19 protein-coding genes and 4 pseudogenes are annotated in these 19,907 nt (G+C 69.4%); 8 read left to right on the top strand and 15 right to left on the bottom strand.

Annotated features, from left to right (window positions below; genetic code table 11):
• Window positions 1–228: 228 nt before the first annotated feature.
• From ACIBCJ_RS04655 to ACIBCJ_RS04630, 6 genes and pseudogenes are all read right to left on the bottom strand, one after another.
• Window positions 229–444: a hypothetical protein gene (locus tag ACIBCJ_RS04655; protein ID WP_399281777.1), complete on the bottom strand. Its 216-nt coding sequence runs from the start codon at window positions 442–444 to the stop codon at window positions 229–231.
• 65 nt (window positions 445–509) lie between these two features.
• Window positions 510–1,214: a tyrosine-type recombinase/integrase gene (locus ACIBCJ_RS04650; protein WP_365981012.1), complete on the bottom strand. Its 705-nt coding sequence runs from the start codon at window positions 1,212–1,214 to the stop codon at window positions 510–512.
• A 273-nt stretch (window positions 1,215–1,487) separates the two neighbouring features.
• On the bottom strand, window positions 1,488–1,913 hold the full coding sequence (locus tag ACIBCJ_RS04645) for a hypothetical protein (RefSeq protein ID WP_365981013.1): 426 nt from the start codon (window positions 1,911–1,913) through the stop codon (window positions 1,488–1,490).
• A 79-nt stretch (window positions 1,914–1,992) separates the two neighbouring features.
• Window positions 1,993–2,970, bottom strand: a complete 978-nt coding sequence (locus tag ACIBCJ_RS04640) for a tyrosine-type recombinase/integrase (protein ID WP_399281866.1) — start codon at window positions 2,968–2,970, stop codon at window positions 1,993–1,995.
• Entirely contained in the window at window positions 2,915–3,412 is a 498-nt protein-coding gene (locus ACIBCJ_RS04635) for a hypothetical protein (RefSeq protein ID WP_365981101.1), read from the bottom strand. The genes ACIBCJ_RS04640 and ACIBCJ_RS04635 overlap by 56 nt, the downstream gene beginning before the upstream one ends.
• Before the next feature lie 690 nt (window positions 3,413–4,102).
• Window positions 4,103–4,378: pseudogene (locus ACIBCJ_RS04630) on the bottom strand (transcriptional regulator); the annotation flags it as partial.
• Window positions 4,379–4,478: 100 nt separating this feature from the next.
• Here ACIBCJ_RS04630 and ACIBCJ_RS04625 point away from each other — a divergent pair.
• A complete protein-coding gene (locus ACIBCJ_RS04625) occupies window positions 4,479–5,273 on the top strand; it encodes a DUF4097 family beta strand repeat-containing protein (RefSeq protein WP_365981015.1) in 795 nt (264 codons plus the stop codon).
• Window positions 5,274–5,386: 113 nt separating this feature from the next.
• Here ACIBCJ_RS04625 and ACIBCJ_RS04620 read toward each other — a convergent pair whose 3' ends face one another.
• Window positions 5,387–8,815 carry an RHS repeat-associated core domain-containing protein gene (locus ACIBCJ_RS04620; RefSeq protein ID WP_365978492.1) on the bottom strand — a complete coding sequence of 1,143 codons (3,429 nt, stop codon included), beginning with the start codon at window positions 8,813–8,815 and terminating at the stop codon, window positions 5,387–5,389.
• 365 nt (window positions 8,816–9,180) lie between these two features.
• Here ACIBCJ_RS04620 and ACIBCJ_RS04615 point away from each other — a divergent pair, with 365 nt between their 5' ends.
• The 3 genes from ACIBCJ_RS04615 (at window position 9,181) to ACIBCJ_RS04605 (ending at window position 10,328) form a co-directional block, all read left to right on the top strand.
• Complete coding sequence (locus tag ACIBCJ_RS04615; RefSeq protein WP_362103487.1) at window positions 9,181–9,555, top strand: hypothetical protein; 375 nt, start codon at window positions 9,181–9,183, stop codon at window positions 9,553–9,555.
• A 95-nt stretch (window positions 9,556–9,650) separates the two neighbouring features.
• Window positions 9,651–9,824 carry a hypothetical protein gene (locus tag ACIBCJ_RS04610; RefSeq protein ID WP_362103486.1) on the top strand — a complete coding sequence of 58 codons (174 nt, stop codon included), beginning with the start codon at window positions 9,651–9,653 and terminating at the stop codon, window positions 9,822–9,824.
• 123 nt (window positions 9,825–9,947) lie between these two features.
• The gene (locus tag ACIBCJ_RS04605; RefSeq protein ID WP_365978910.1) at window positions 9,948–10,328 is read left to right on the top strand and encodes a DUF6207 family protein; all 381 of its coding nucleotides are present in this window, start codon (window positions 9,948–9,950) and stop codon (window positions 10,326–10,328) included.
• Window positions 10,329–10,437: 109 nt separating this feature from the next.
• Here ACIBCJ_RS04605 and ACIBCJ_RS04600 read toward each other — a convergent pair whose 3' ends face one another.
• From ACIBCJ_RS04600 to ACIBCJ_RS04580, 5 genes and pseudogenes are all read right to left on the bottom strand, one after another.
• Window positions 10,438–11,118 carry an SAM-dependent methyltransferase gene (locus tag ACIBCJ_RS04600; protein WP_399281772.1) on the bottom strand — a complete coding sequence of 227 codons (681 nt, stop codon included), beginning with the start codon at window positions 11,116–11,118 and terminating at the stop codon, window positions 10,438–10,440.
• 194 nt (window positions 11,119–11,312) lie between these two features.
• A pseudogene (locus tag ACIBCJ_RS04595) lies at window positions 11,313–11,480 on the bottom strand (IS5/IS1182 family transposase); the annotation flags it as partial.
• A 276-nt stretch (window positions 11,481–11,756) separates the two neighbouring features.
• Window positions 11,757–12,713, bottom strand: coding sequence for an ankyrin repeat domain-containing protein (locus tag ACIBCJ_RS04590; RefSeq protein WP_365978494.1), 957 nt, complete (start codon window positions 12,711–12,713; stop codon window positions 11,757–11,759).
• Window positions 12,714–13,872: 1,159 nt separating this feature from the next.
• A complete protein-coding gene (locus tag ACIBCJ_RS04585) occupies window positions 13,873–14,055 on the bottom strand; it encodes a hypothetical protein (RefSeq protein WP_365978933.1) in 183 nt (60 codons plus the stop codon).
• Window positions 14,056–14,105: 50 nt separating this feature from the next.
• Window positions 14,106–14,444 (bottom strand): annotated as a pseudogene (locus tag ACIBCJ_RS04580) (NUDIX hydrolase); the annotation flags it as partial.
• Window positions 14,445–14,562: 118 nt separating this feature from the next.
• On the opposite strand from ACIBCJ_RS04580, the gene ACIBCJ_RS04575 reads away from it, so the two are divergent.
• Window positions 14,563–14,997, top strand: a complete 435-nt coding sequence (locus ACIBCJ_RS04575) for a VOC family protein (RefSeq protein WP_365978495.1) — start codon at window positions 14,563–14,565, stop codon at window positions 14,995–14,997.
• A gap of 168 nt (window positions 14,998–15,165) precedes the next feature.
• Entirely contained in the window at window positions 15,166–16,041 is an 876-nt protein-coding gene (locus tag ACIBCJ_RS04570; protein ID WP_365978496.1) for an IS5 family transposase, read from the top strand.
• A 21-nt stretch (window positions 16,042–16,062) separates the two neighbouring features.
• On the opposite strand, the gene ACIBCJ_RS04565 is transcribed toward ACIBCJ_RS04570, so the two are convergent.
• On the bottom strand, window positions 16,063–16,425 hold the full coding sequence (locus ACIBCJ_RS04565; protein WP_362514283.1) for a helix-turn-helix domain-containing protein: 363 nt from the start codon (window positions 16,423–16,425) through the stop codon (window positions 16,063–16,065).
• Between the two features lie 96 nt (window positions 16,426–16,521).
• Between ACIBCJ_RS04565 and ACIBCJ_RS04560 the strand changes: the two genes are divergently transcribed.
• A complete protein-coding gene (locus ACIBCJ_RS04560; protein ID WP_365978497.1) occupies window positions 16,522–17,403 on the top strand; it encodes an NAD(P)-binding domain-containing protein in 882 nt (293 codons plus the stop codon).
• A gap of 242 nt (window positions 17,404–17,645) precedes the next feature.
• On the opposite strand, the gene ACIBCJ_RS04555 is transcribed toward ACIBCJ_RS04560, so the two are convergent.
• The gene (locus tag ACIBCJ_RS04555) at window positions 17,646–17,804 is read right to left on the bottom strand and encodes a hypothetical protein (RefSeq protein ID WP_365978498.1); all 159 of its coding nucleotides are present in this window, start codon (window positions 17,802–17,804) and stop codon (window positions 17,646–17,648) included.
• A gap of 598 nt (window positions 17,805–18,402) precedes the next feature.
• A pseudogene (locus ACIBCJ_RS04550) lies at window positions 18,403–18,784 on the bottom strand (peptidylprolyl isomerase); the annotation flags it as partial.
• Between the two features lie 175 nt (window positions 18,785–18,959).
• Here ACIBCJ_RS04550 and ACIBCJ_RS04545 point away from each other — a divergent pair.
• Window positions 18,960–19,691 carry a DUF2589 domain-containing protein gene (locus tag ACIBCJ_RS04545; protein ID WP_365978499.1) on the top strand — a complete coding sequence of 244 codons (732 nt, stop codon included), beginning with the start codon at window positions 18,960–18,962 and terminating at the stop codon, window positions 19,689–19,691.
• Window positions 19,692–19,907 lie beyond the last annotated feature (216 nt).

Below are 19,907 nucleotides of genomic sequence, written 5' to 3'. Positions count from 1 at the left end.
CGCCCTCGTAGTCGTTGAGGTGGGTGATGGTGTTCCACTCGTGGCAGACCGCCACCGGGAAGGTGCCGAAGGCTTCCTCACAGGCCGGCCCCCAGCCGTACCGACACTGTCGGTGAGGTACTCGCTGAACAGCCGCACAATGCCCTGGTAGTCGCGGATCGTGGACGGCGCCAGGTGCCTCTCGCCCGTCAACGAGACCGACCACTCGTCCACGTGGCCCGGCGTCCACTACCACGGGTAGTCGTTCGCGAACTCCAGGAACCGGCGTATGAGCCGTTCCCGGTCGTCAACCGTCTCGTCCTTCAGTCCCCGCGACTTCTGCTGAGCACGCCAGCCCCGCAGCATCGCGTCGAACATCGCGTCCTCGGGACGCATCTGGACCACCCCGGAGAGGAGCTCCAGATGAGCCGACCCGGCCAGGGTCACCTTGCGCTGATGCACCACTCCAGACCATCCCTTCTGGAGGGCAGATCATGCATCAGAAGGGATCACCTCGGCAACGTGCCTGGTCAGGACGCTAGCTCGTAGTACCATCGGAGTCCTTCACCCCCTCGCCGTGACCAGGCGGCCTGCGGGTTCTCGCCCGCCTGATGCAATTCCCGAGGGTTGTAGTAGCGCTGGGTGGTCCGGGCCGACTTGTGGTCCATGAGTTCGCGCAGCACGTCGAGGGGGGTTCCGGCGTCGGTGTGGCGCTGGGCGTGGGAGTGGCGGAAGGCGTAGGCGTAGATCAGCGAGCGGTCGGAGGGCAGCGGGGCTCCCGCGGAGTCGGCGCCCTGTGCGTGCAGGACGGGAATGGAGTCCGCCCAGTGGCGCGGAGTCTCGCTGAGGTAGCTGGTGTGCAGGTGCCGGCGGGTCGCCAGAGGTGTCAGGGCGGGGAGAAGGTAGTCGGCGCCGGCGGGCGGCAGGCTCACCTGAAGCTGGTCGCGGCGCTTGCACGAGGCGCGGAGGGCCTGGGCGGTGGGGGCGGTGATGGGCAAGCGCCTGCGGCGGCGTCGGGCCTTGTGGTTGTCCCAGACCAGGCAGGTCTGGTCCTGCCGGGTTTCCAGACACTCGCGGGGCAGGGGCACGATCTCGTCGGGGCGTCGCCCGGTGTGCCTGAGCAGGACGTACCGGGTTCGGTACATCAGCTGCAGGTCGGCAGGGGCGAGGGTGCGCTGCTCGCGGGCCCGTCCCTGTCCGAGCAGGTGCAGGTGGGCGTCGAGCTGACGGGTCACCGGCTGGGGTCTTGGCGATCTCGTCCTCGCCTGCTTCTTCCTGGATGATGCGGTGGGCGGCGGGGTCGCGGACGAAGGCGGCGGACAGATCGCTCACGGTCCCGGAGTGGCGGCCGTAGTCGATCAGGGCGGAGAAGTGGCTGGCGATGGACCTCCGGTAGTCCCACCCGGCGGGCTCCCCGTTGTGCTTGAGCGCGGCACGGAAGGCCTCCACCACTGCGGTGACATCGTCGTAGCGCAGCTGTGCGGGGTCCTGCGTGCCCGGGCGCTGCGTCAGTGCCTGCGAGGCCGGTTCGGCTTCCCACAGGTCCGGGCGAATCGGTCAGGGTCGGGGCGGTGCTGGATGGTCCGGGTGCGCAGCAGGGCGCGCAGCCACTGCTGTGTGATGGTGCGCAGGTCGACGGTCTTGTGGCGGCGGATACCAGGCGGTGTGCGGGAACGCTGCCCAAGGGCCCGCAGGTCCAGCAGGTCGTTCTCGGCCGGTGCGGTGCCGGTGTGCTCCGTGAAGCCAGCGCGGACCGCGGTGCGCACACGGCCCAGCATCCGACGGACCGCGACGGTGGAGCGCGGGCACATCTGCTGGTCGGACACCTCGCTGGCCAGAGTCGTGACGCCGGGCAGGTCACGCATCATCCGGCGCACCTGGGCCGGCTCGAAGGTGTGCAGCCATGGATCGGCCTGTTGCAGCCCGTACAGCACCTCCTGGCGCAGTGGCTCGGGCAGGGGCAGGAGGCTGAACTGGTGGGGCGCGGGATAGGGGGTCCGTCGGGGCGCGCAGTCAGCGAGTGGAGTGTCGGGGCCGGTGCGGCGGTGCTCCCGGAACTTGTGAGTGCGGTGACGGCACAGGCCCCGGGTGTAGACGGCCGGCAGCGGACAGGCCGGTACCGGGCACGGCAGGACATCGCTGCAGGGGAGGCCAGAGCGCGCCCGTCACCGGTTTTGCCCCGCAGGGTGTGGGTGTTGAACTGCGCGTGGTGAAGGGGGCACAGGCCCCGGCAGCGGGCGGGGCGCACGCATCGCTGCCCGTCCCGTGCCACCGGGCACGGTTCCTTTTCCGCGCCGAAGTACACCCTCGTGCGGACCGGCACGACAGTCCGTGCGGACTCTTCGTCGGGCACAGACGACTGCTTCTGCGCGCGTTTGCACAGCGGGCAGAAGCTGTTCGCCGGTGACACCAGCGTCTGGGATGCCGCGGTCCTGCGCAGCGACACCGACGTACGCGGCTCTTTCCGATCTCCGGTGAACAGCCACACCTGTTGCTGCCACTGCGTGGGCCGCCAGCCCGGGTTGGTGCGCTCCTGCAGCCATCCCGCCCATCCCGCGTCGTCCTGGGCCGGGAAAGCGTCGGCCGCGCCGGGCAGGGCCGGTGCCAGGGAAAGGGCAGTCCTGAGCGCTCCCGCGGCCAGTTCACGTGTTCCACCGCGGCACGCGCCTCAGCGGCGTCGACGTGGCGGTGGTTCTCCACCGACAGCGGGGACGCATGGCCCAAGAGCCGCTGCACCACGTCCCCGTCGACACCGTCACGCAGCCACCGCGTCGCCGCCGAATGGCGCAGCATGTGGGGGCGACACGCGCGGCCGGCCGCGCGAGCGAGCCGGCCGGAAGCCTCCCTGGTACTCGGGTACAACATGGGCCGACCCAGCGGCGGGCGGAACAGGTTCACGAACACCATCGGCGAGTCCGCGGCCTGCGGCACCTGGTCACGTTCGTACCGGTAGTCGGTACAGAGCGCGACCAGGTCCGCGGTGACGGGCACGTAGCGGCTGAAGCGCGACTTCGCCAGGGCACGCCAGGGCACGGTTCGGATTGTCTGCACGGCGGCGTGCGGGGACGTGCGGGCCCTCGATCCCGCACCCTGCCGCACAGGAAGAGGCCAGCAAGTGCATGTCGGCACGGTGCAGACCCAGCGCTTCCCCGATCCGCAGGCCCGTACAGGCCGGCAGACCGGCCGTAAACCGCTCCCGTGCCCTGGGAGCGAGCGCGAGCATCCGGCGGATCTGCTCCGGGCTGAACTCCTCGAAGTCCGGCTCGGTGATCTTGAAGCGGAATGCGGCCGCCCGCACCTGGCGCAGCTGCCCCGACTCACCGCAGTCGTAGCCGGGCGGGACGGAGCGCAGCAGCTTCGGCTCCGACAGCAGCCCGGCGGTCGCCGCCGGGACCCAGTCGTGCGCGGCGCCGAACCGCAGGAACTCTCCCACGACCGTCATGACCGCGTGCGCCGTCCCTGCGACCGGTACCCGGTCGGCCCGGGCCGGGCCCGGGCACTGCGGGGCGGTAGCGGCACCTCTACCAGCCACTGCTGCAACCCGGCCCGCCCCAGGAAACCCGGCTCCGCCCATACAGGACGGAGCATCCTGCAGCAGTTCAGGTACAGCGCAACACGACCGGCATAGGCACGCTCGGTGTTCGGTGAGCATCCCCGGGCCCGCAACGACGCCAGATACGCCGAACCTTCCTCGTGCAGATCGCAGGACCGGGAACCGGCAACTACCCGTCTCTCCTGAGCCGTTACCGCAGAGACAGCCCGCTCCCCCACAAAGATCCGTTCCACACACCCAACACAACCACCGCTCTCCTAGCGACACATGGTCCTCGACCTCGAACCGTCCACGCAGGTGACAGCCCAAACGAACATCCCTCACACTCCCCTGCCCCTGGATAACCGCCCTGCGGGCGCACGACGCGCGGATCGTGGAGTCGCTCGCGGAGCAGCAGGCCCCGAGCCGCTGCAAGCCGGTCAGCAAGGACGAGAGCGGGACGAGCGCGGAAGGACGAGAGCGGGACGAGCGCGGGCGGGAGCAGCGAAGGCTCAGGAAGCGTCTCTGCCCCCGCCACGGGCCTGTGGAAGTTGTCCACGCCCCGCGACCCGGCCGCCCTCGCCGCCTTCACGCCTCGATCGGGTGTACTTCGCAGCCGAGCTCCGCCGCGCAGGCGACGGTGGGCGTCGCCTACCAGGCCGGACCCTCAGGACGCCCGCCCTTCGGCGTGAACGGGGGCTGGGCAACAGCGAGGCGTCCAGCTCCACCCACCCCTTGCCCACCTTCACCCGCTCCAGGTCGACACGAGAGAGGTCCACCAGCCACGAGCCCGGCAGCTTCCCATCGAACCGGTCGCTCGACGCGGGCGGGCGGTCCCTGGCCGGCACTCAGGCCGTTGGCGCCGGCGGTCCCCGTCCACGGCGCGGCCCCGGCCTGCGGCCCGCGCCGCGGCCCGTACACCCGCCGGCGGGCCGGTGAACCCCTTTGCCGGGGGCATACGCAGGCCATGACCTCCTCATGGACCAGGCCCGGCCGCGCGGTCCGGGCCGGGTACGCGCTGATCCCGCTGCTCGCGCTGACCGCGTGCGACCACCACGGCGGCGACCGGCCGCCGTCCGAGGCCCGGGCCGGCGACCTCGCTGCAGGGCTGCGGGCCGCGGAGGTCGCGGACGGCGACCGGCTGGTCATCACCACCCCCGGCGGGGTACGGGTGGCCGGCACAGACGGCGACAGCGTGACGGTGGACGACACGACTCTCACCCGCTGGGACAGTGACGGGTCCTCCCACACCCTGGACCTGCCCTGCGACGAAGGTGACGACCGGGCACGGGCCAACTGCGCCGGCATGCCGCTGGTCCGGGTGCCCGCCGGGATCGTGCTCACCGTGCGGGCCCGCAACGCAGGGATCGACGTGAGCGACGTCCGGGGCGGACTGAGCCTGAGCACCGTCAACGGCGACGTCACCGTGCAGGACTCCGGCGCGAACGGAGCACCCCAGCGCCTGCAAACGCGCAACGGCTCCGTACGCGCCAGCGGCCTCAGCGCCCGCGCCGTACGCGCCGAAACCGTCAACGGCGACATCGACCTGCGGTGCGCGACCTCACCCGACACACTCGACGGCGACACCCGCAACGGCTCCGTACGGGTGACCCTGCCGGCAGACGCCCCGCCGTACACGACCCGGGCCGGCACCACCAACGGCCACTCCAGCACGGACACCCCAGCCGCCGGCCCGGAGGAAACCCGGCACCGCCTGACCCTGCACACCATCAACGGCAACACCGAAATCCACCAGGAATAGACCACACCCCACCACCCTCCACACACGAGGGGGCGGAGGCGGTCCCATCGGGGCCCGCCGCATCCTCATCCATTCCGGGCGGCGGCCACCTCCGGGGATGTGGCCGCCCGGGGTCAGAAGGTGTACGAGGCGCGGACCGAACACTTGGGGCTGCTCCACTTCGGGCTCACCGACGCGGACCCCTGCCCGCTCCTGAGGTCGACGGTGCCGCTGACCGGACCCGCCGAGCAGGTGGCAGGCACGCTGAATCCCTTGCTCGCGCTGCCGCTGCCCACCTCGACCCCGCCGCTGACGCCCGGCGAGCCGAAGCCGGTGGAGAGGTTGAGGTGGAAGGAGCCGTCGCTGTTGACGGTGCCGCCCACGCCGAGGCAGACGTAGAAGCACGCCTCGCCGTTGGCGGTGCCGGACAGCAGGCCGCCGGGGTCGATGCGGTTGGCGGGGTCGCCCTCGGCGTAGAGGTAGGGGTTCTTTTCCTGGCCGGAGGGGTCGGGCTGGGTGAAGCGGGCGAGTTGCGGATCGTAGTAGCGGTTGCCGAGGTGGTAGAGGCCGGTGGGGTCCTGCTGGCCGCCGGCGAAGCGGTAGGGCTGGGGCACGGTCTCGGTGGTGCCGGCGCGGGGCAGGCCGGTGGGCGTGTAGGCATAGGTGTTGACCCGCTTGCCCGACTCGTCGACCAGTCCGATGACCGAGCCGAGGGCGTCGGTCAGGTAGTAGTAGCTCGCGCCGCCGGTGGAGGCGGAGTTGAGGGTGCCTCCGGGCTCGCGAACGAACTCGGTGTCCTTGCCCGCGCGGGTCTGGCCGGACAGCCCGAGCGGGCCGTTGTGGAAGACGGTGTCGCCCAGCCGGGTGCGCTCGCTGCTGTCGGTGCTGGCGTACTGGGCGGCGTAGGAGGTGCCGCCGGTGGTCAGGGACTTGAGCTGGCCGTAGTCGGTGTACTGCTCTGCGCTGCGGGCGGCCTGCTCGGTGGGGGCGCCGGCGGTCTCGTTGCCCGCCTTGTCGTAGGACCAGCCGGTGGTGACGCCGTTGCGGGCGGTCAGCTGGGAGGCGTCGTTGTAGGTGTAGGCGGTGGGTGCCGGGCAGCCGATCCGGTCCCCTTGCGAGGTGAGGTTGCCCGCCGCGTCGAAGCAGTACTGCCAGGGGGTCTCGCGGCCTTCCGGATCGGTCTCCTTGGCCAGCGAGAGCCGTCCGGTGCCGTCGTAGGTGTAGTCGGTGCGGGTCCTGGTCAGGGTGTCGGTGCGGGTGCGGACCTTCGTGCCGTCCTTCGTCTGGCCGCCGGCGGCGTAGGCGTAGGTGTATGCGAGGTGGTCGGAGATGATGCCGGAGGGGGTGAGGACCCGGATGTCCGACGGGCGGCCGGAGGCGTCCAGCGTCTGGGTCTGGGCGGTGCCGCCGGGGTAGGTGGTCCGGGTACGCCGGTCGTTGTTGTCGTAGGCGTAGGTGGTCTTCTTGCCCTGTGGGCCGGTCAGCTGGGTGAGCCGGTCGGCGGCGTCCCACTGGTAGGTGGTGGTGCCGCCCGGGTCGCGGTAGGTGTCGACGTTGCCGTCGGCGGTGTAGGCGAGGACGGTCTGCGAGCCGTCCTGGAGGGTGCGGATCGTCTCCCGGCTCAGGGCGTCGAACTGGTAGCGCTGGGTGCCGGTGGCGTCGGTGCGGGTGGTGAGGTTCCCGTCGCCGTCGTAGGTGTAGGTGACGTCCGCGGAGCCGGTGGTCGTCACCGCGGTGACGCGGTCGCGACGGTCGTAGGTGTAGCTCACCTTGACGCCGCGTCCGTCGGTCGCGGTCGCCGTGCGCCCGAGGGCGTCGTAGGTGTAGGTGGTGCGGCCAAGCGGGGCGGGCGGGGTGGCGGTGTCCAGGTTGCCCGCCTCGTCGTAGTGGAACTCCGTTTTCTTGCCGTTGGCGTCGGTGGCCGTGCAGATCTGGCCCTGGAAGCCTCCGCAGCGGGGGGTGGTCTCGTTGTAGGCGAAGGTGCGGGTGCCGCCGCCGGTGCCGGTGGTGGCGACGGAGGCGGTGTTGCCGGCCGCGTCGTAGGTGTAGGAGGTCTTTTCTCCGTCGGCGCCGGTGCTGCTGCTGGGGCGTTCGGCGCCGGCCACGGTCTGCCACTGGCCGGTGCTGGTCGCTCCGGTGGGCAGCTTCGCCGAGGTGGGGTTGTTGCGGGTGTCCCAGCCGTAGGCGGTGACGTTGCCGCCGGAACCGCCGCTGCCGGTGCCCATGGCGTCGGTGGCGGTCTGGAGCAGGTGGTTCTGGTAGGTCGAGGAGCGGGGGTGCCCGAGAGCGTCGGTGACCTTGACCATCTCGCCGTCGGCGTTGTGTTCGTAGGTCGTCTTGTGGCCGAGCGGGTCGGTGACCGTGGTGGTGCCCTGCTCGGCCGCGCTGTAGGCGTAGGTGTAGGTGGGGCCGCTCCCGCTGTCGCCGTTCTCGGCGTAGCGGCGCATGGAGGTGACGCGGTCGGCGGAGTCGTAGGTGAAGGCGGTCGAGCGTCCTTCGGAGCTGGTCACCTTGGTCACCCGGCCGTCGCCGTCGTAGGCGTAGGCCGTGGTGTGGCCGGTGGTGTCTGTGGTGCGCAGGATGTCGCCGTGGTCGGCGCTCAAGTCGTAGGTGACTGTACGGCCGGTGTTGTCCTTGGCGCTCCAGCGGGTGCTGTTGGCGCGCGTGAGGTCGATCCAGCGCCCCGAGCGTGTCTCGGTGAGCCTGAAGCCCGCCGGGGCGCCGGACTGCGGGTCGAGGTGGGCGGTGACGGCGAGGACGCCGCCGTTGCGGTCGGTGGTCTTCGTCAGGCGCCCGTTGGCGTCGTAGGCGGCGGCCGTGCCGGAGCCCCGGTCGGTGAGGGTATAGGCGCCGTCGGCGTTCTTGCGCAGGTCCTTCGACCAGCCGGTGGGGGTGGTGAAGGTGCCGTCGGCGTTCCGGGTGAACTCCAGGGTCGCGCCGGTGTCGTCGTAGGCGATCACCGAGTCCGTGCCGGACACGTCGAGGTTGCGCTCCCAGTTGAGCCACCACGGCCGGCTGACCTGGCCCTCGGGTGCGGTGAACGCGTTGAAGGTGCGGTTGAGTTGCAGTTTCTGCCCGACGCCGGCGACGTCGAAGTCGGTGGCGGCGAGCATCAGGTTGCCGGTGGAGTAGTCGATCCGGCCGGTCAGGGCGTCGGTCATCCGGAAGCCGAAGACGCGGTGCCAGGGGACCTCGCCCTGGCCGCGCGGGACGAAGCCCGCGGCGGCGGTGAGGGAGGGCGGGGCGACGGAGCGCCGGCCGCCGTGGCGCAGCCGGTCCGACTCTCGCTGCCGCCAGGCCCGTTCGTCGGCCGACGGAGCAGCGGAGGGGGCCGTGCGGGGCGGCCGGGTGGTGCCGGCGCGGACCGGGGGCATCGCGGCGCGGCCGTGGTCGCCCCAGTGGGAACCACCGCCCGGGGCGGGTACCGGGGCCGCCATCACGGGCGCCGCGACGGCACCGAGGGCGAGGGCGGCGAGCACTGCGGTGAAGGAGCGCGCGGCCCGCGGGCAGCCGGAACGCATACGCGTGCGTCGGCGTCTGGCGTCGATGCGCGGCAAGGACATCGTTTCCCCCTGTGGATGTGAAGGCACGGGGGCCACGACAGCCACCCGGCTCCCTCAAAGTGGCATGCGACCGCCGGGCGGCCGCGGTCCGTTCCCCGAATCACAGGGAGTATGCGGGCCGTTATACGGCCATCGTCGAACAGGCGGATCACGGCGGGGTTTCCTCGGGGGACGGCAGGGACGTGCTGCGGCGGCAGTGTCGGGCGGTGGGCGAACATGGCCGGTTCCGGGGCGCGGAAGAGATTCCTCCGAAGAGTCCAGCCGGTACAAAAGGTGAGGTGAGCGGGCCGTCGGCTGCCGCACTCGAGGGTGCGTGCAACAGCGCGCCTGTCACTTCTTCTGCCGTGCCCTGATCGGAGTCCATCGTGCGCAAGCCTCTGCTGCTTCCCCTGCTCGCCTCCGCCGCCCTCACGGGTGTCGTCGCCCTGGCGCCCACGGCGTCCGCCGAGGCCGATCCGCCCGGCTGCGGCAAGGAGTTCTTCTGCATCTACGCCGGGGAGGGCCAGACCGGCCAGCTCCTGGTGAAGTCCCAGCACAGCTGGACCGGCAGCGTCAGCGGGCGCTCGGTGTTCAACAACGGCATCCCCTACCCCGACGCCGACCACATCCAGCTGACCTGGACCTACCAGGGCGCGACCTACGGGCAGTGCCTGCACTACAACCCGGGTCCCGGCACCTACAAGCTCGACTTCGCGGACGGAGTCACCATCACCGGCGCCAAGTGGCGCGGGGAGTGCTGAGCGGGCGGCCTGCCCGGCAGGGCGCGGGCCGTTTCGGCGGCGCGGGTCCGGGCAAGCGGACGGCACAGTCGAACGCCGCCTACGGGAGGAACATCGTGAGCGCAGGACAGAAGGCCAAGGCGAAGACCGAGAAGATCGTCGGCAAGGCGGTCAGGAAGACGGCGCACGCGGTCGGCGACGACACCACCGCGGCCAAGGGCGCCGCGCTCCAGGCACGGGGTGAGGCCCGGGACGCCAAGGAGAAGTCCAAGGGCAAGCTGAAGCCCTGACGCAACCCGGAGCCTGACGGCCGGCTGGCCCCGGCCCCGGCCCCCTCGGCGGCTGATCACGCGAGCAAAGGCGGGGCGGGTCAGCCCTGGTGGGTGAGGTAGCCGTCGCGGTCGTTGGCCTTCATGGTGCACGCGTGGACGCCGGCCCTGACACCCGCCCGGCTTGGAGAAATCGGCCTCGCAGCAGCCGAAAACGAAACCGCCTTCACCTGCCACCCGGCCCTGGCCGCCCAGTGGGCCACGACCTCCGTAGAAGAGCCACGACCTCCGTGGGGAGACACACGCCCAGGCCAGCCGGGCGTCCGGCTGCGCTGCTACCTCCACCCGCACGGCCCCTCGGCCCACCCGGCCACCTCAGCAGCCCCTGATACCGAGACCCGCCCCGCCCTGCTGCGCAGCTCCCCATCCCCCGTCGAAGTCCGTCCGGGCCAACGACGACTCACTCACCGAACCGGGACACGCCGTCTGGGGGTACGTCCCGTACAGCTGGTACCAGACACGTAGTCGTGACGGGCGCTGTTCGTTCCTCTCCCTGCACCTGCTCGGGACTCCGGCGCTAGGTTCTGTCTCTCCGATCACGACCGGAGATACGGACCGTCGACGTGGCGTCTGCTCAGTTCTTATGTGCGGTCACCAGAGCAAAGGAGAGGAATTCCCCGCGGTCTGCGGTGAGCATGTCGATAATGTGCTGGTTCGCCCTCTGGCCGTCAGGATGATGTTCAGCGCCGGCCCGGGCCCACAGCAGCCAGTCCTGCCAGGCGTTCTGCTGCAGCCGCGCGGATGTGACCTTGACCAACTCGGTGATGTCCCACTGGAAGCGCCACCACTCCGCCGTGTGCCAGGCGATCGCTTCCCAGCCGACCACCTTCTTGATGTGGGGCGGGATCACCCCAAGTTCACGGACCTCCTGTGTCATGGCGGGGGTCGCCATGCCCAGCTGTCCTCCGGGCCGGAGGAAGCGCAGCAGGTAGGGCAGGAAGTTGTCCGCCGTACCGAAGTACTCGAAGGCGTCCACGCTGACGATCGCGTCGAAGCTCTGCTCCTCGAACGGCAGGGCGTGCGCCTCCGCTCGCACGGCCTCCACCTGGTCACCGACACCCGCCTCGGCGAAGACCGCTGCCGCCTGTTCGGGGGCGATCCATAGGTCGGCCGCGACGACCTTGGCTCCGTACTCGCGGGCCAGGAACACCGACGTGGCGCCCTTGCCGGAGCCGAGGTCGAGAATCCGCATGCCCGGGCGCAGGTCAAGATCGTGGGCGAGGTCTTCCAGCAGCCAGAGCGGGTTCGGCCCCATGTCGAGATCGAGCAACCAGGCGGGGTCATACCGAGAGGAGCGTGGATAGCGGTCCGGACATACGAGATCGTTCAATGCAGTCACGAGCACGCACCCAAGCCGATCATGTGCCCGGTCGCAACCTGTTTTGGCCCTACTACGTCGACTCTTGGTCCACATGGGACGGTGCGGGTGGCAGTCGGACATGCCTCCGGTCACGAGCGTAGCCAGATCAGGAGTGCCGCGGCGGTGACGGTGCCGAGGAAGACGTATCCCCGCTTGTCGTGGCGGGTTGCAACAGCTCTGAACTGCTTCAGCTTGTTGATCGCGCGCTCGACGGTGTTGCGCTTCCTGTAGCGGTCCTTGTCGAGCCCGGGAGGCCGGCACGTCCGGCAGCCCGGTCAACCCGATCGCCACGTTCTGACGGCCCAACGTTCTTGCGCCTTGTTCCACAGGACGCTTGATGGCCTGAGCCCGAAGGCCCCTGGTCCTGCGCCAGTAGATCCAGCCCTGTGCCTCCATTGCCAGCAGAACACCAGCTGCCAGGAACCACCGCGACGCCCAGCGCAACCGCTCCTGCCCCAACCGCCAACACCGTATACACAGGTCGACGACCGCGACTCAGCTCTCTCCCACAGTCACGACAGATCTCCTCTGGTTCAGCGGCTCCAGTAATCGCGGCGGGGTAGCTCGACCCACGCATCGGGCGGTCCGACCACGGCGCGCCTGTCGGCGGGGCGCAGTCCTGCGAAGGCACAGGCGTAGGCGACGGCGTTGTACTGGTAGAGGTAGGAGGCCAGCACCTCTGCGGTGGTGTCGCTCTCGATCGGTCCCCCGCCGGGGTGCAGGTCAGCGCCCTCGATCGTTCCGTGCCGGGCGATGCTGCCCTGACTGCCGCTCTTGGGATTGGCGTACAGGCCGTAGCAGAGGGTGCCGGTGGACAAGCGGGTCAGCACGCCCGGCATCTGCGGTGCGTACCCCCAGGGCTGGGTGACCACGCAGCCACCCGGCACCGACGTGACGCCGACGATCCGCAGGCTCTCCTCGGCGTCGTAGCCACACGGGTCTTCCAGCAGTACGTCGATGACATCGTCCGCCACCGGCGCCGTCTGCAGACGGCGCATCGCCTCGACTGCGTCGATGCCGGCGACGCAGGCCATCCCGAGGCCGTAGTAGTAGAAGGTGCCCAGTGCTGCAGTGAGCCGACGGGCTTCCTGCACCACCGCACGCTCCGCGTCGGTCAGGCACTCGCCTTCCGGAACGGGGAACAGGTCCGGTGTCGGGCCGGCCAGGCCCAGCCTTCCCGGTGACCAGCCTCCGAGCGAGGGACGCCACGGGTCGGCTCCGGCAGCGGCGAGTGCCCGGGCGTTGTCCGGTTTCCGATCGACGACGGCCTCCCACAGTGCCGTCACGCCGTTCTCCGTCGCATCCACGTCCTCGACCCGGCCGGCCAGCTCGGCGACGACCTCCGGGGACCCGGCCACCGCCGCGCGGTGCAGGGGGCGTCTCCCGCACCACCACTCCGGATCCGCGCCTCCGTCAAGACGACGGCGGATATCGGCCACGTCCGTCCAGTCATGGCCCATGCCGACCCAGCCGTCATTTCCCGCCGCCATCAATCCCCCTTGTGTCACGTGTTTGTTCGCATGCCACGTTCCCACGCAGGTCTGACGTCGGGAGCACTGCGTGCCTCTCGCTGGCAGGGTAGCCGTCTCGGCCTCCGACCCCCTGCGGGTACGCGAGCGAGCCCCGGACCTTGGTTGGGTCCGGGCTCGAGGCCTGCTAGGTACACGAAGCAGGCGATTGATCACGGCGGTGACACCGGCAGTGGGGACGAGGGCCTCGCAGGCAGCCACAACCCGGGACGTAGAGCAGCAGGAACAGAGCTGTCGCGGCGGCTCCGGTGAAGACGGCAGCGGTCAGGGCGGCAAGGCCCCGACTGAGGGCCTTCGCAGGCCTGCGGAAGGTCTGCCAGACGCCGTGGGTGAGGATACAACTGAGCAGCCCGGCCCCCGCGATGGTCAAGCGTGGACTCGCGGACCAGCTCAGGTAAACGATCAGGGCCAGGCAGCCCAGCAGGATGCAGGCGAGCAGGCTGAGGATCATCTCAGCGACGGCTTCTCCCACCGTGTCGATCAGGAAGTCGCCGAAGCCCTTCGCTGCCCTTCGACCCCCACGCCCCACGACGCTCCCCCACGCTGCACCCGACGGCCCCGCTCGGGACCTACAGAGATGGCCCCCGTTGAGCCGAAACGGTTGCCGAGGGGCCGCTGTCGGGCTACGGGACTCGACGTCCTCATCTCCGGTTTCGTCGGTTGCCGCGCCACCACCTGCGCGCCGTCACTCACCACCAGCATCGATGTACAACATCGGCGGCGACTCCGGTGGGTGGACCGCCATCGACGCAACCTGGTGCTCACGCCCTGCGTGGAAGGTCCATCAGGACCCCAACACGGAACAGTGTAGTCAAAGGGGTTGATTCGCCGTGGCATCACAAGCCTCCGATCCCCGCGGCCAGGCGCTTGCAAGTGACTCACGCAAAAGCCCGGGTCGCTCAGGTGCTGAGAGGCAAGCGCTGGTCGAGGGCGACCACATTCCACAGGGACGGTCGGGGGGGCCGAGGCGAGCAGTGGTAGGCCGACCACCCCGCCCAGGTGACGTTTCGCGGCGCTGACGACCGTCGATGAGCAGCGCCAGTCACCCGGTGGCCGGGATCGTGCAAGGGCCGGAAACCCCGACCTCGTCGCCGGGATGGCAGGGCGCCGGGCAGGAGCCCTACAGCCAGGTGTAGTTCTCGTCGGTGACAGCGTCCAGAGCGGCGTCGCGGACGGTGGCGCGGGGGTCGGGCAGGGCCGCCAGGGCGCAGCCGATAGGCGGGAAGAGGGGCAGGCCGGCGACGGCGCGGTAGTCGACCCACTCGCTCGCGCCGGCCTCGTGACTGCCGTCAGTTCGTCCCATTCCTGCTCGGCGAGGCCCGCGCGGACGCCGGGCGTGATGTGGAGGCGGTAGATCAGGTGAAGCTTGCGCGGCGGCGGAGTGGGGCCCGGACGGGTGACACGCTGGTCGACGACCCACAAGAGGTCTCCGCCGTCGGCCTGGCCGATGTCCGGGTCGAGGTCCTCGGCGAGTTCACGTGCTAGGGCCTGGCGGAGGTCCTCCCCGTCCCTGACGTTGCCACCTGGCGGGGTGTAGTGGACGGAGCCAGCCCGGTCACGGCGGATCAGGGCGACTTCGTCGTCGCAGAAGACGAGAGTTCTAGCGAAGTGAGAAGAAGGGTGCCCTGGGTGGAGCGAGGATCGCCCAGTACGCGCCGACGAAAGGGCAGCAGCCGTCCTGAGACCGGGCATGGCCGTGATACTGCTGCCATGACAGCCCTGGGTCCTGTCCCGCTGAGCACGGAGGACCGGCGATGGCCGCTCCGTCGGTCACGAAGCATCTGTCAGTGGCGCCCAGTACGGTCCTGCCATGGCAGCCGAAATCGATCTGACGCTTGATTGCGCGAATGCACAGCTCCTTGCCGCGTTCTGGAAGACGGCGCTGGGCTACGTCGACGAGCCACCGCCCGCTCCCTTCACAACACGCGCGGAGTGGCTTGCGCAGTTCGACCTCCCGGAAGGCGACACCGAGGACGATGGCGCGTGGCTCTGCGATCCCGATGGCATCGGCCCCCGCCTGTCCATCCTCAAAGTCCCGGAGCCCAAGACGGCAAAGAACCGGCTCCACATCGACGTCCGGGTGCCTGGGCACGGCAGCCCCCAGGAGCGGTGGGCGCGGGTCAAGGCAGAGTCCGGGCGCTTGGTGAAGGCGGGCGGAAGGGTCCTGGAGGAGTTCGACGGACACCACGTTGTGATGGCCGACCCGGAGGGCAACGAATTCTGCGTTGCCTCAGCGAAGCCATAGTCGTAGCGCGGCACCGGTGACCGTGCCGTGGAAGACGTGGGCGCGCTTCTCATATCCGGTGGCACTGCCCGGACGGTCTTGTGCGCGTTGATCGTCCGTTCAACTTCGGTGTGGAGCTACTAGGCCGTGTGTCGAAAGTGGATCTTGAGCCGTGAATGATCACATTTCATGGGCCGGGGTGATCTCAGCGATGCGCAGTGGACAGTGCTGGAGCCGTTGCTGCCGAAGGGGGTGAAGGCGGGGAGGCCGCCCGTCTGGTCCCGGCGGCGACCACCCGACGGCATACGGTTCCGGGCCCGGACCGGTGTTCCATGGCGGGACTTGCCTGTCGAGTACGGGCCGTGGGGCCGGGTGTATGACCTGTTCCGTCGGTGGCAGCGGGACGGCACCTGGCACTGCATCCTCACGCCGCTCCAGTCCCTGGCCGACGCGACGGGTGCGATCACGTGGGACCTGAGCGTCGACTCCACGGTGTGCCGGGCCCATCAGCATGCGGCCGGGGCCCGCAAGGAGGGCGACGTTCAGAAGGAGCCGCCGGGCGGCATCTTTACCGAGCCTCGTGATCACAAACTGGGGAGGTCGCGTGGCGGGTTCACGACCAAGCTTCACTTGGCCGTAGAGCAAGGGCAGAAGCCCACGGCGACCGTGGTTACGACCGGGCAGCGGGGTGACTCGCCGCAGTTCGAGCTTGTGCTGGAGAAGGTTCGCGTGCCCCGCAGAGGGCCGGGGCAACCGCGCGTCCGCCCTGATCGGGTGAGGGCCGACAAGGCGTACACCTCCCGCGAGAATCGCGCCTATCTGCGCCGACGTGGGATCCGCGGCACCATCCCGGACAAGGCCGACCACGCGCGTAACCGGCAGAAGCTCGGCTCCCGAGGCGGTCGGCCGCCGCAGTTCGACCCGCAGGACTACAAGGCTCGGCATGCGGTCGAGCGCGGGATCAACCGGCTCAAACGCAACCGGGCGGTGGCCACTCGATACGACGAACTCGCCGTCCGCTACGAGGCCACCGTGCTGGTCGCGGCCAGCAACGAGTGGCTGTGACCAGAACGTGCACCACGGACCCTAGCGTGCCCTCTCTTCCAGCCCTCGAGTGGTCGGCCGCTCGCGGCCCCAGGCGGCCAGTGGCTGGAGTGCGTCGTTGAGGCGCATGCCGTCCTCGGTGAGCGAGTACTCGACGCGGGGCGGCACCTCGTCGTAGGAGACGCGGTGCACGACGCCGTCCGCTTCCAGCTCACGCAAGTGGGAGGCCAGCACCTTCTCGGTGATGCCGGGAAGCAGTCGACGTAGCTCGCCGAAGCGGCGGTCGGGGTGCTCGTGGAGCGCCCAGAGGATCAGGACCTTCCACTTGCCGCCGATCACCTCCATCGCGGCGTCGATCCCGCAGACGTGTCCGTCTGGTGCACCTGGCCGGTTCAGCGTCGTCATGCCCCACCCCTCTGACCTGCTCGCTCACCCCGGGGTAACCACCCACTACCAAGTGGGTACTTGATCACCTCCGAGTCTGCGACCAGCCTAATCGGCATGACACAGAACACTGTTGAGAAGACTTCCGTCACGCTGCTGGGCCTCGGCGCGATGGGCACCGCGCTGGCCCATACCTGGCTTGCCGCCGGACACCCACTCACCGTCTGGAACCGCACCCCGGCCCGCGCCGCGGCACTCACCGCCGCGGGGGCACGGGCCGCCGACAGCGCCGCTGAGGCGGTCGCGGCGAACACCCTGGTCGTCGTCTGTCTGTTGGACGACACGTCGGTCGACGAGGTGCTGGCCGGCACCGACCTATCCGACAGGGACCTGGTCAACCTGACCACCAGCACACCAGCCCAGGCCCGCGCCCGTGCCGAGTGGGCCCGCGAGCGCGGCGCCCGTTACCTGGACGGCGGGATCATGGCCGTCCCTCCGATGATCGGCGTCCCGGAAGCCGGCGGCTACGTCTTCTACAGCGGCTCGCGGGAGCTGTTCGAGCGGCACCAGCAGACCCTGGCCATCCCGGCCGGCACCACCTACGTCGGCGAGGACGCGGGCTTCGCGGCCCTGCACGACGTGGCCCTGCTCAGTGCCATGTACGGGATGTTCGCCGGGGCCGCGCACGCCTTCGCCCTAATCCGCAAGGAGGACATCGACCCCGCGGCGCTCGCCCCGCTGCTCGCCGACTGGCTCGTCGCGATAGCCCCGGCAGTTCACCAGACCGCCGACCAGCTACGCTCCGGCGACTACACCAAGGGCGTCGTCTCCAACCTCGCCATGCAGGTCGCCGGCACGCCGACCTTCCTGAGCACCGCCGAGCAGCAGGGAGTCAGCCCGGAACTGCTCAACCCCTACTTCCAGCTGATGCGCCGCCGCCTAGCCGAGGCCAGCGGCGAAGAGGACCTGACGGGCGTGATCGACCTGCTCGTGCACTGACCAGTACTTTCGCAACAGGCCCTAGTTGGCCCCGGCGACCAAGTACCGTGCTCAGGTCGGGCCCTCGCACCAGTGGATGTGCAAGTGCCAGCCCTGGTGAATTGCGGGCGGCCGGCTGCGGCGGCGGTCGTGCAGGCTCCGCCAGAGCTGGGCTGCTGGCACAGTCCGAGACACGGCGGCACCCGCCGGCTAGTGGTGTGCCGCCGTGTCTCGTCGTCTGACCAGCGTGACCCTACTAGTGCTCAGCGGCCGAGGTCGATCAAGGCCGCAACTGGGTCGCCCTGGGCGGCGACCAGCGCCTTGACGGCTTCCTCCCTGCTGACCTCGCCCTGGACGCTGACCGTACGGATGTCCTCTTCATTGAACTCAGCATGCTTGTCGGCGTCTTCGTGGTCGTTCATGAAGCCCCTGACTCTTTCAACGACAGGCGCGGCCGGTCGGCTGCGCCCCAGTCCCAAGCTACGAGCAGACTTCTGTCAAATGATCGTTGCCGCAGCCGATACATACGGACGAGCGACGGCCTCGCACCCGAATGGAGATCGAGTCGCGCCCCCTGACAAGAGTTGCGGATCGCACGCGCCAGCCGCGTGGCTCGTCGAGCGGATACACGATCACCCGTCGAAGTAGCTCAGCTCCGTATCCGGCCGGCACGCGCCGCATGCCGTGACGCCACCGACGAGAGCCCACAGCTCCCGGCCCGACTGGTGCAACGGCTGCGTTCTTGGACGTTCCAGCACTCGCCGTGCTGGCCGCCATCGGCCCCGCAACAGGCTCCGCAACCTCTCGCACTCGGTGTCGGACGCATTGGCGAACACAGCGGGCAGGCGTACCCTGACCGCGACCTTGCCGGTGGGCCTTGGGCCGACGTTGCTGACACCTCGCTCGAATGCTCGGCGTATGTGCGCGACGGTAGCGGGCGAGGGGTACTGGCCCCTCTCACCTCTTGGCGATGGACAGCCGACGCGGAACACACCAACACCGGTCCAGGATCAGCACTCTTCACTGGTCGATCCTGAGCTTCTTCGAAGTTCTACCGCCCTTGGAGCCAAATCTGCCAACCTCCTTGACGACGGCCAGGCTCTCGGCATGTACGACTTCTCCAAAACTACATGCCTCCCGTCCAGCCAGGGGCACGGCACCATAGTGATGAAGAATTGGGAGCCGTTCATGTTTTATCCGTTGTTGGCCATCGACAGAATCTTCGGGCCTAAGTGTTTCAGTTTGAAGTTCTCGTCCTCGAACGTCGCGCCGTAGATGCTCTTGCTGCCGTTGCCGTTGTCGTTGCCGTTGCCGTTGCCGCGGGTGAAGTCCCCGCCTTGCGTCATGAAGTCGGGAATCATGCGGTGAAAGCGGCTTCTTTGTAGCCGAGCCCTTCTCGCCCGTCGATCGTTGACGCGTACTCGCGCCCGCGTTCCCGCCGTTGCATGTCGATGCATCTGTTTGTCCTGATGTGCGCCCGTACGACTTTCGAAGGGCTCTGGCGTGTCGGTGAATGAGTGCAATGGGACCGGCAGAAGATCACTTCAAGATCCAGAACCTGGTTGAGGGAGTGGCCGATGGCGGAGACGAAGAAGACGAGCCCGACGAGGAAGAAGACGACGGCGGCGAAGGCGCCGGCCAGGAAGGCGGCTCCCGGCGGGTCCGGCCGCGCGGACTCCAGGCCGTCCGTACCGGACGTCCCGCTCATGCAGGATGTGCCGCTCGCGCCGGGCCCGGGGGACTCCAAGCCGGTCGATCTGGGGGCGGAGCTGTCGCTGCCGTTCGAGCAGATCATCGGCGGACCGCTGCAGGGGGTCATCCGGTCCAGCGCGCTGGCCGCGAACGAGACCGCGCAGTTCATCAACAACGTCGGCTTCGACGAGAACAAGCGCGCCAGAACGGTGGCGTTCTCCTACACCTCGTTGGAGCCCGAGGCAGCCGACACCACCTCCAAGCAGAAGAAGATGGTGACGCAGGTCGAGGTGCCCCTCCTCGCGGTCGTGCCGATCCCCTATCTGCAGCTGTCCAAGGTGACGCTCGACTTCAATGTGAAGATCGATTCGGTCTCGACCAAAAAGAGCGAGCAGACCATCGGAGGCGAGGCGTCGGCGAGTGGCGGCTTCTGGGGTATCTCGGCCTCGGTCAAGGCCAGCTACGACTCGAGCAGTTCGAGTTCGGACACGGTCAGCCGGAGTGCGTCGATGTCGGTCCATGTGGAGGCTGAGCAAGGACCGATGCCGGGCGGCATGGAGAAGATCTTGTCGATGCTGACCGACAAGGCCGTCACCGTCCAGCAGAAGAGCGCATAGACGATCTGACGGTCTGTGACGCCGGATCCTCACGGATTCGTCTGCGGACATCCGGGTGCGGCACTGAATCGTCCCGGTTCCAGTGCCGTCCCCGGCTGCAGACAGTATCCGGACCCCGCGTCGCGCATGAGGGTTTTTGTCTGCCATGCCCGGTCCCGCTCCTCGCCTACCCCCGCGTTCGGATGGCTCGCGATTGCCGGGGGCGCTGTTCATCGC

The sequence above is a fragment of the Streptomyces sp. NPDC051136 genome (assembly GCF_044455745.1).
GTDB lineage: Bacteria > Actinomycetota > Actinomycetes > Streptomycetales > Streptomycetaceae > Streptomyces.
This window is presented reverse-complemented; position numbering and strand designations above follow the sequence as displayed.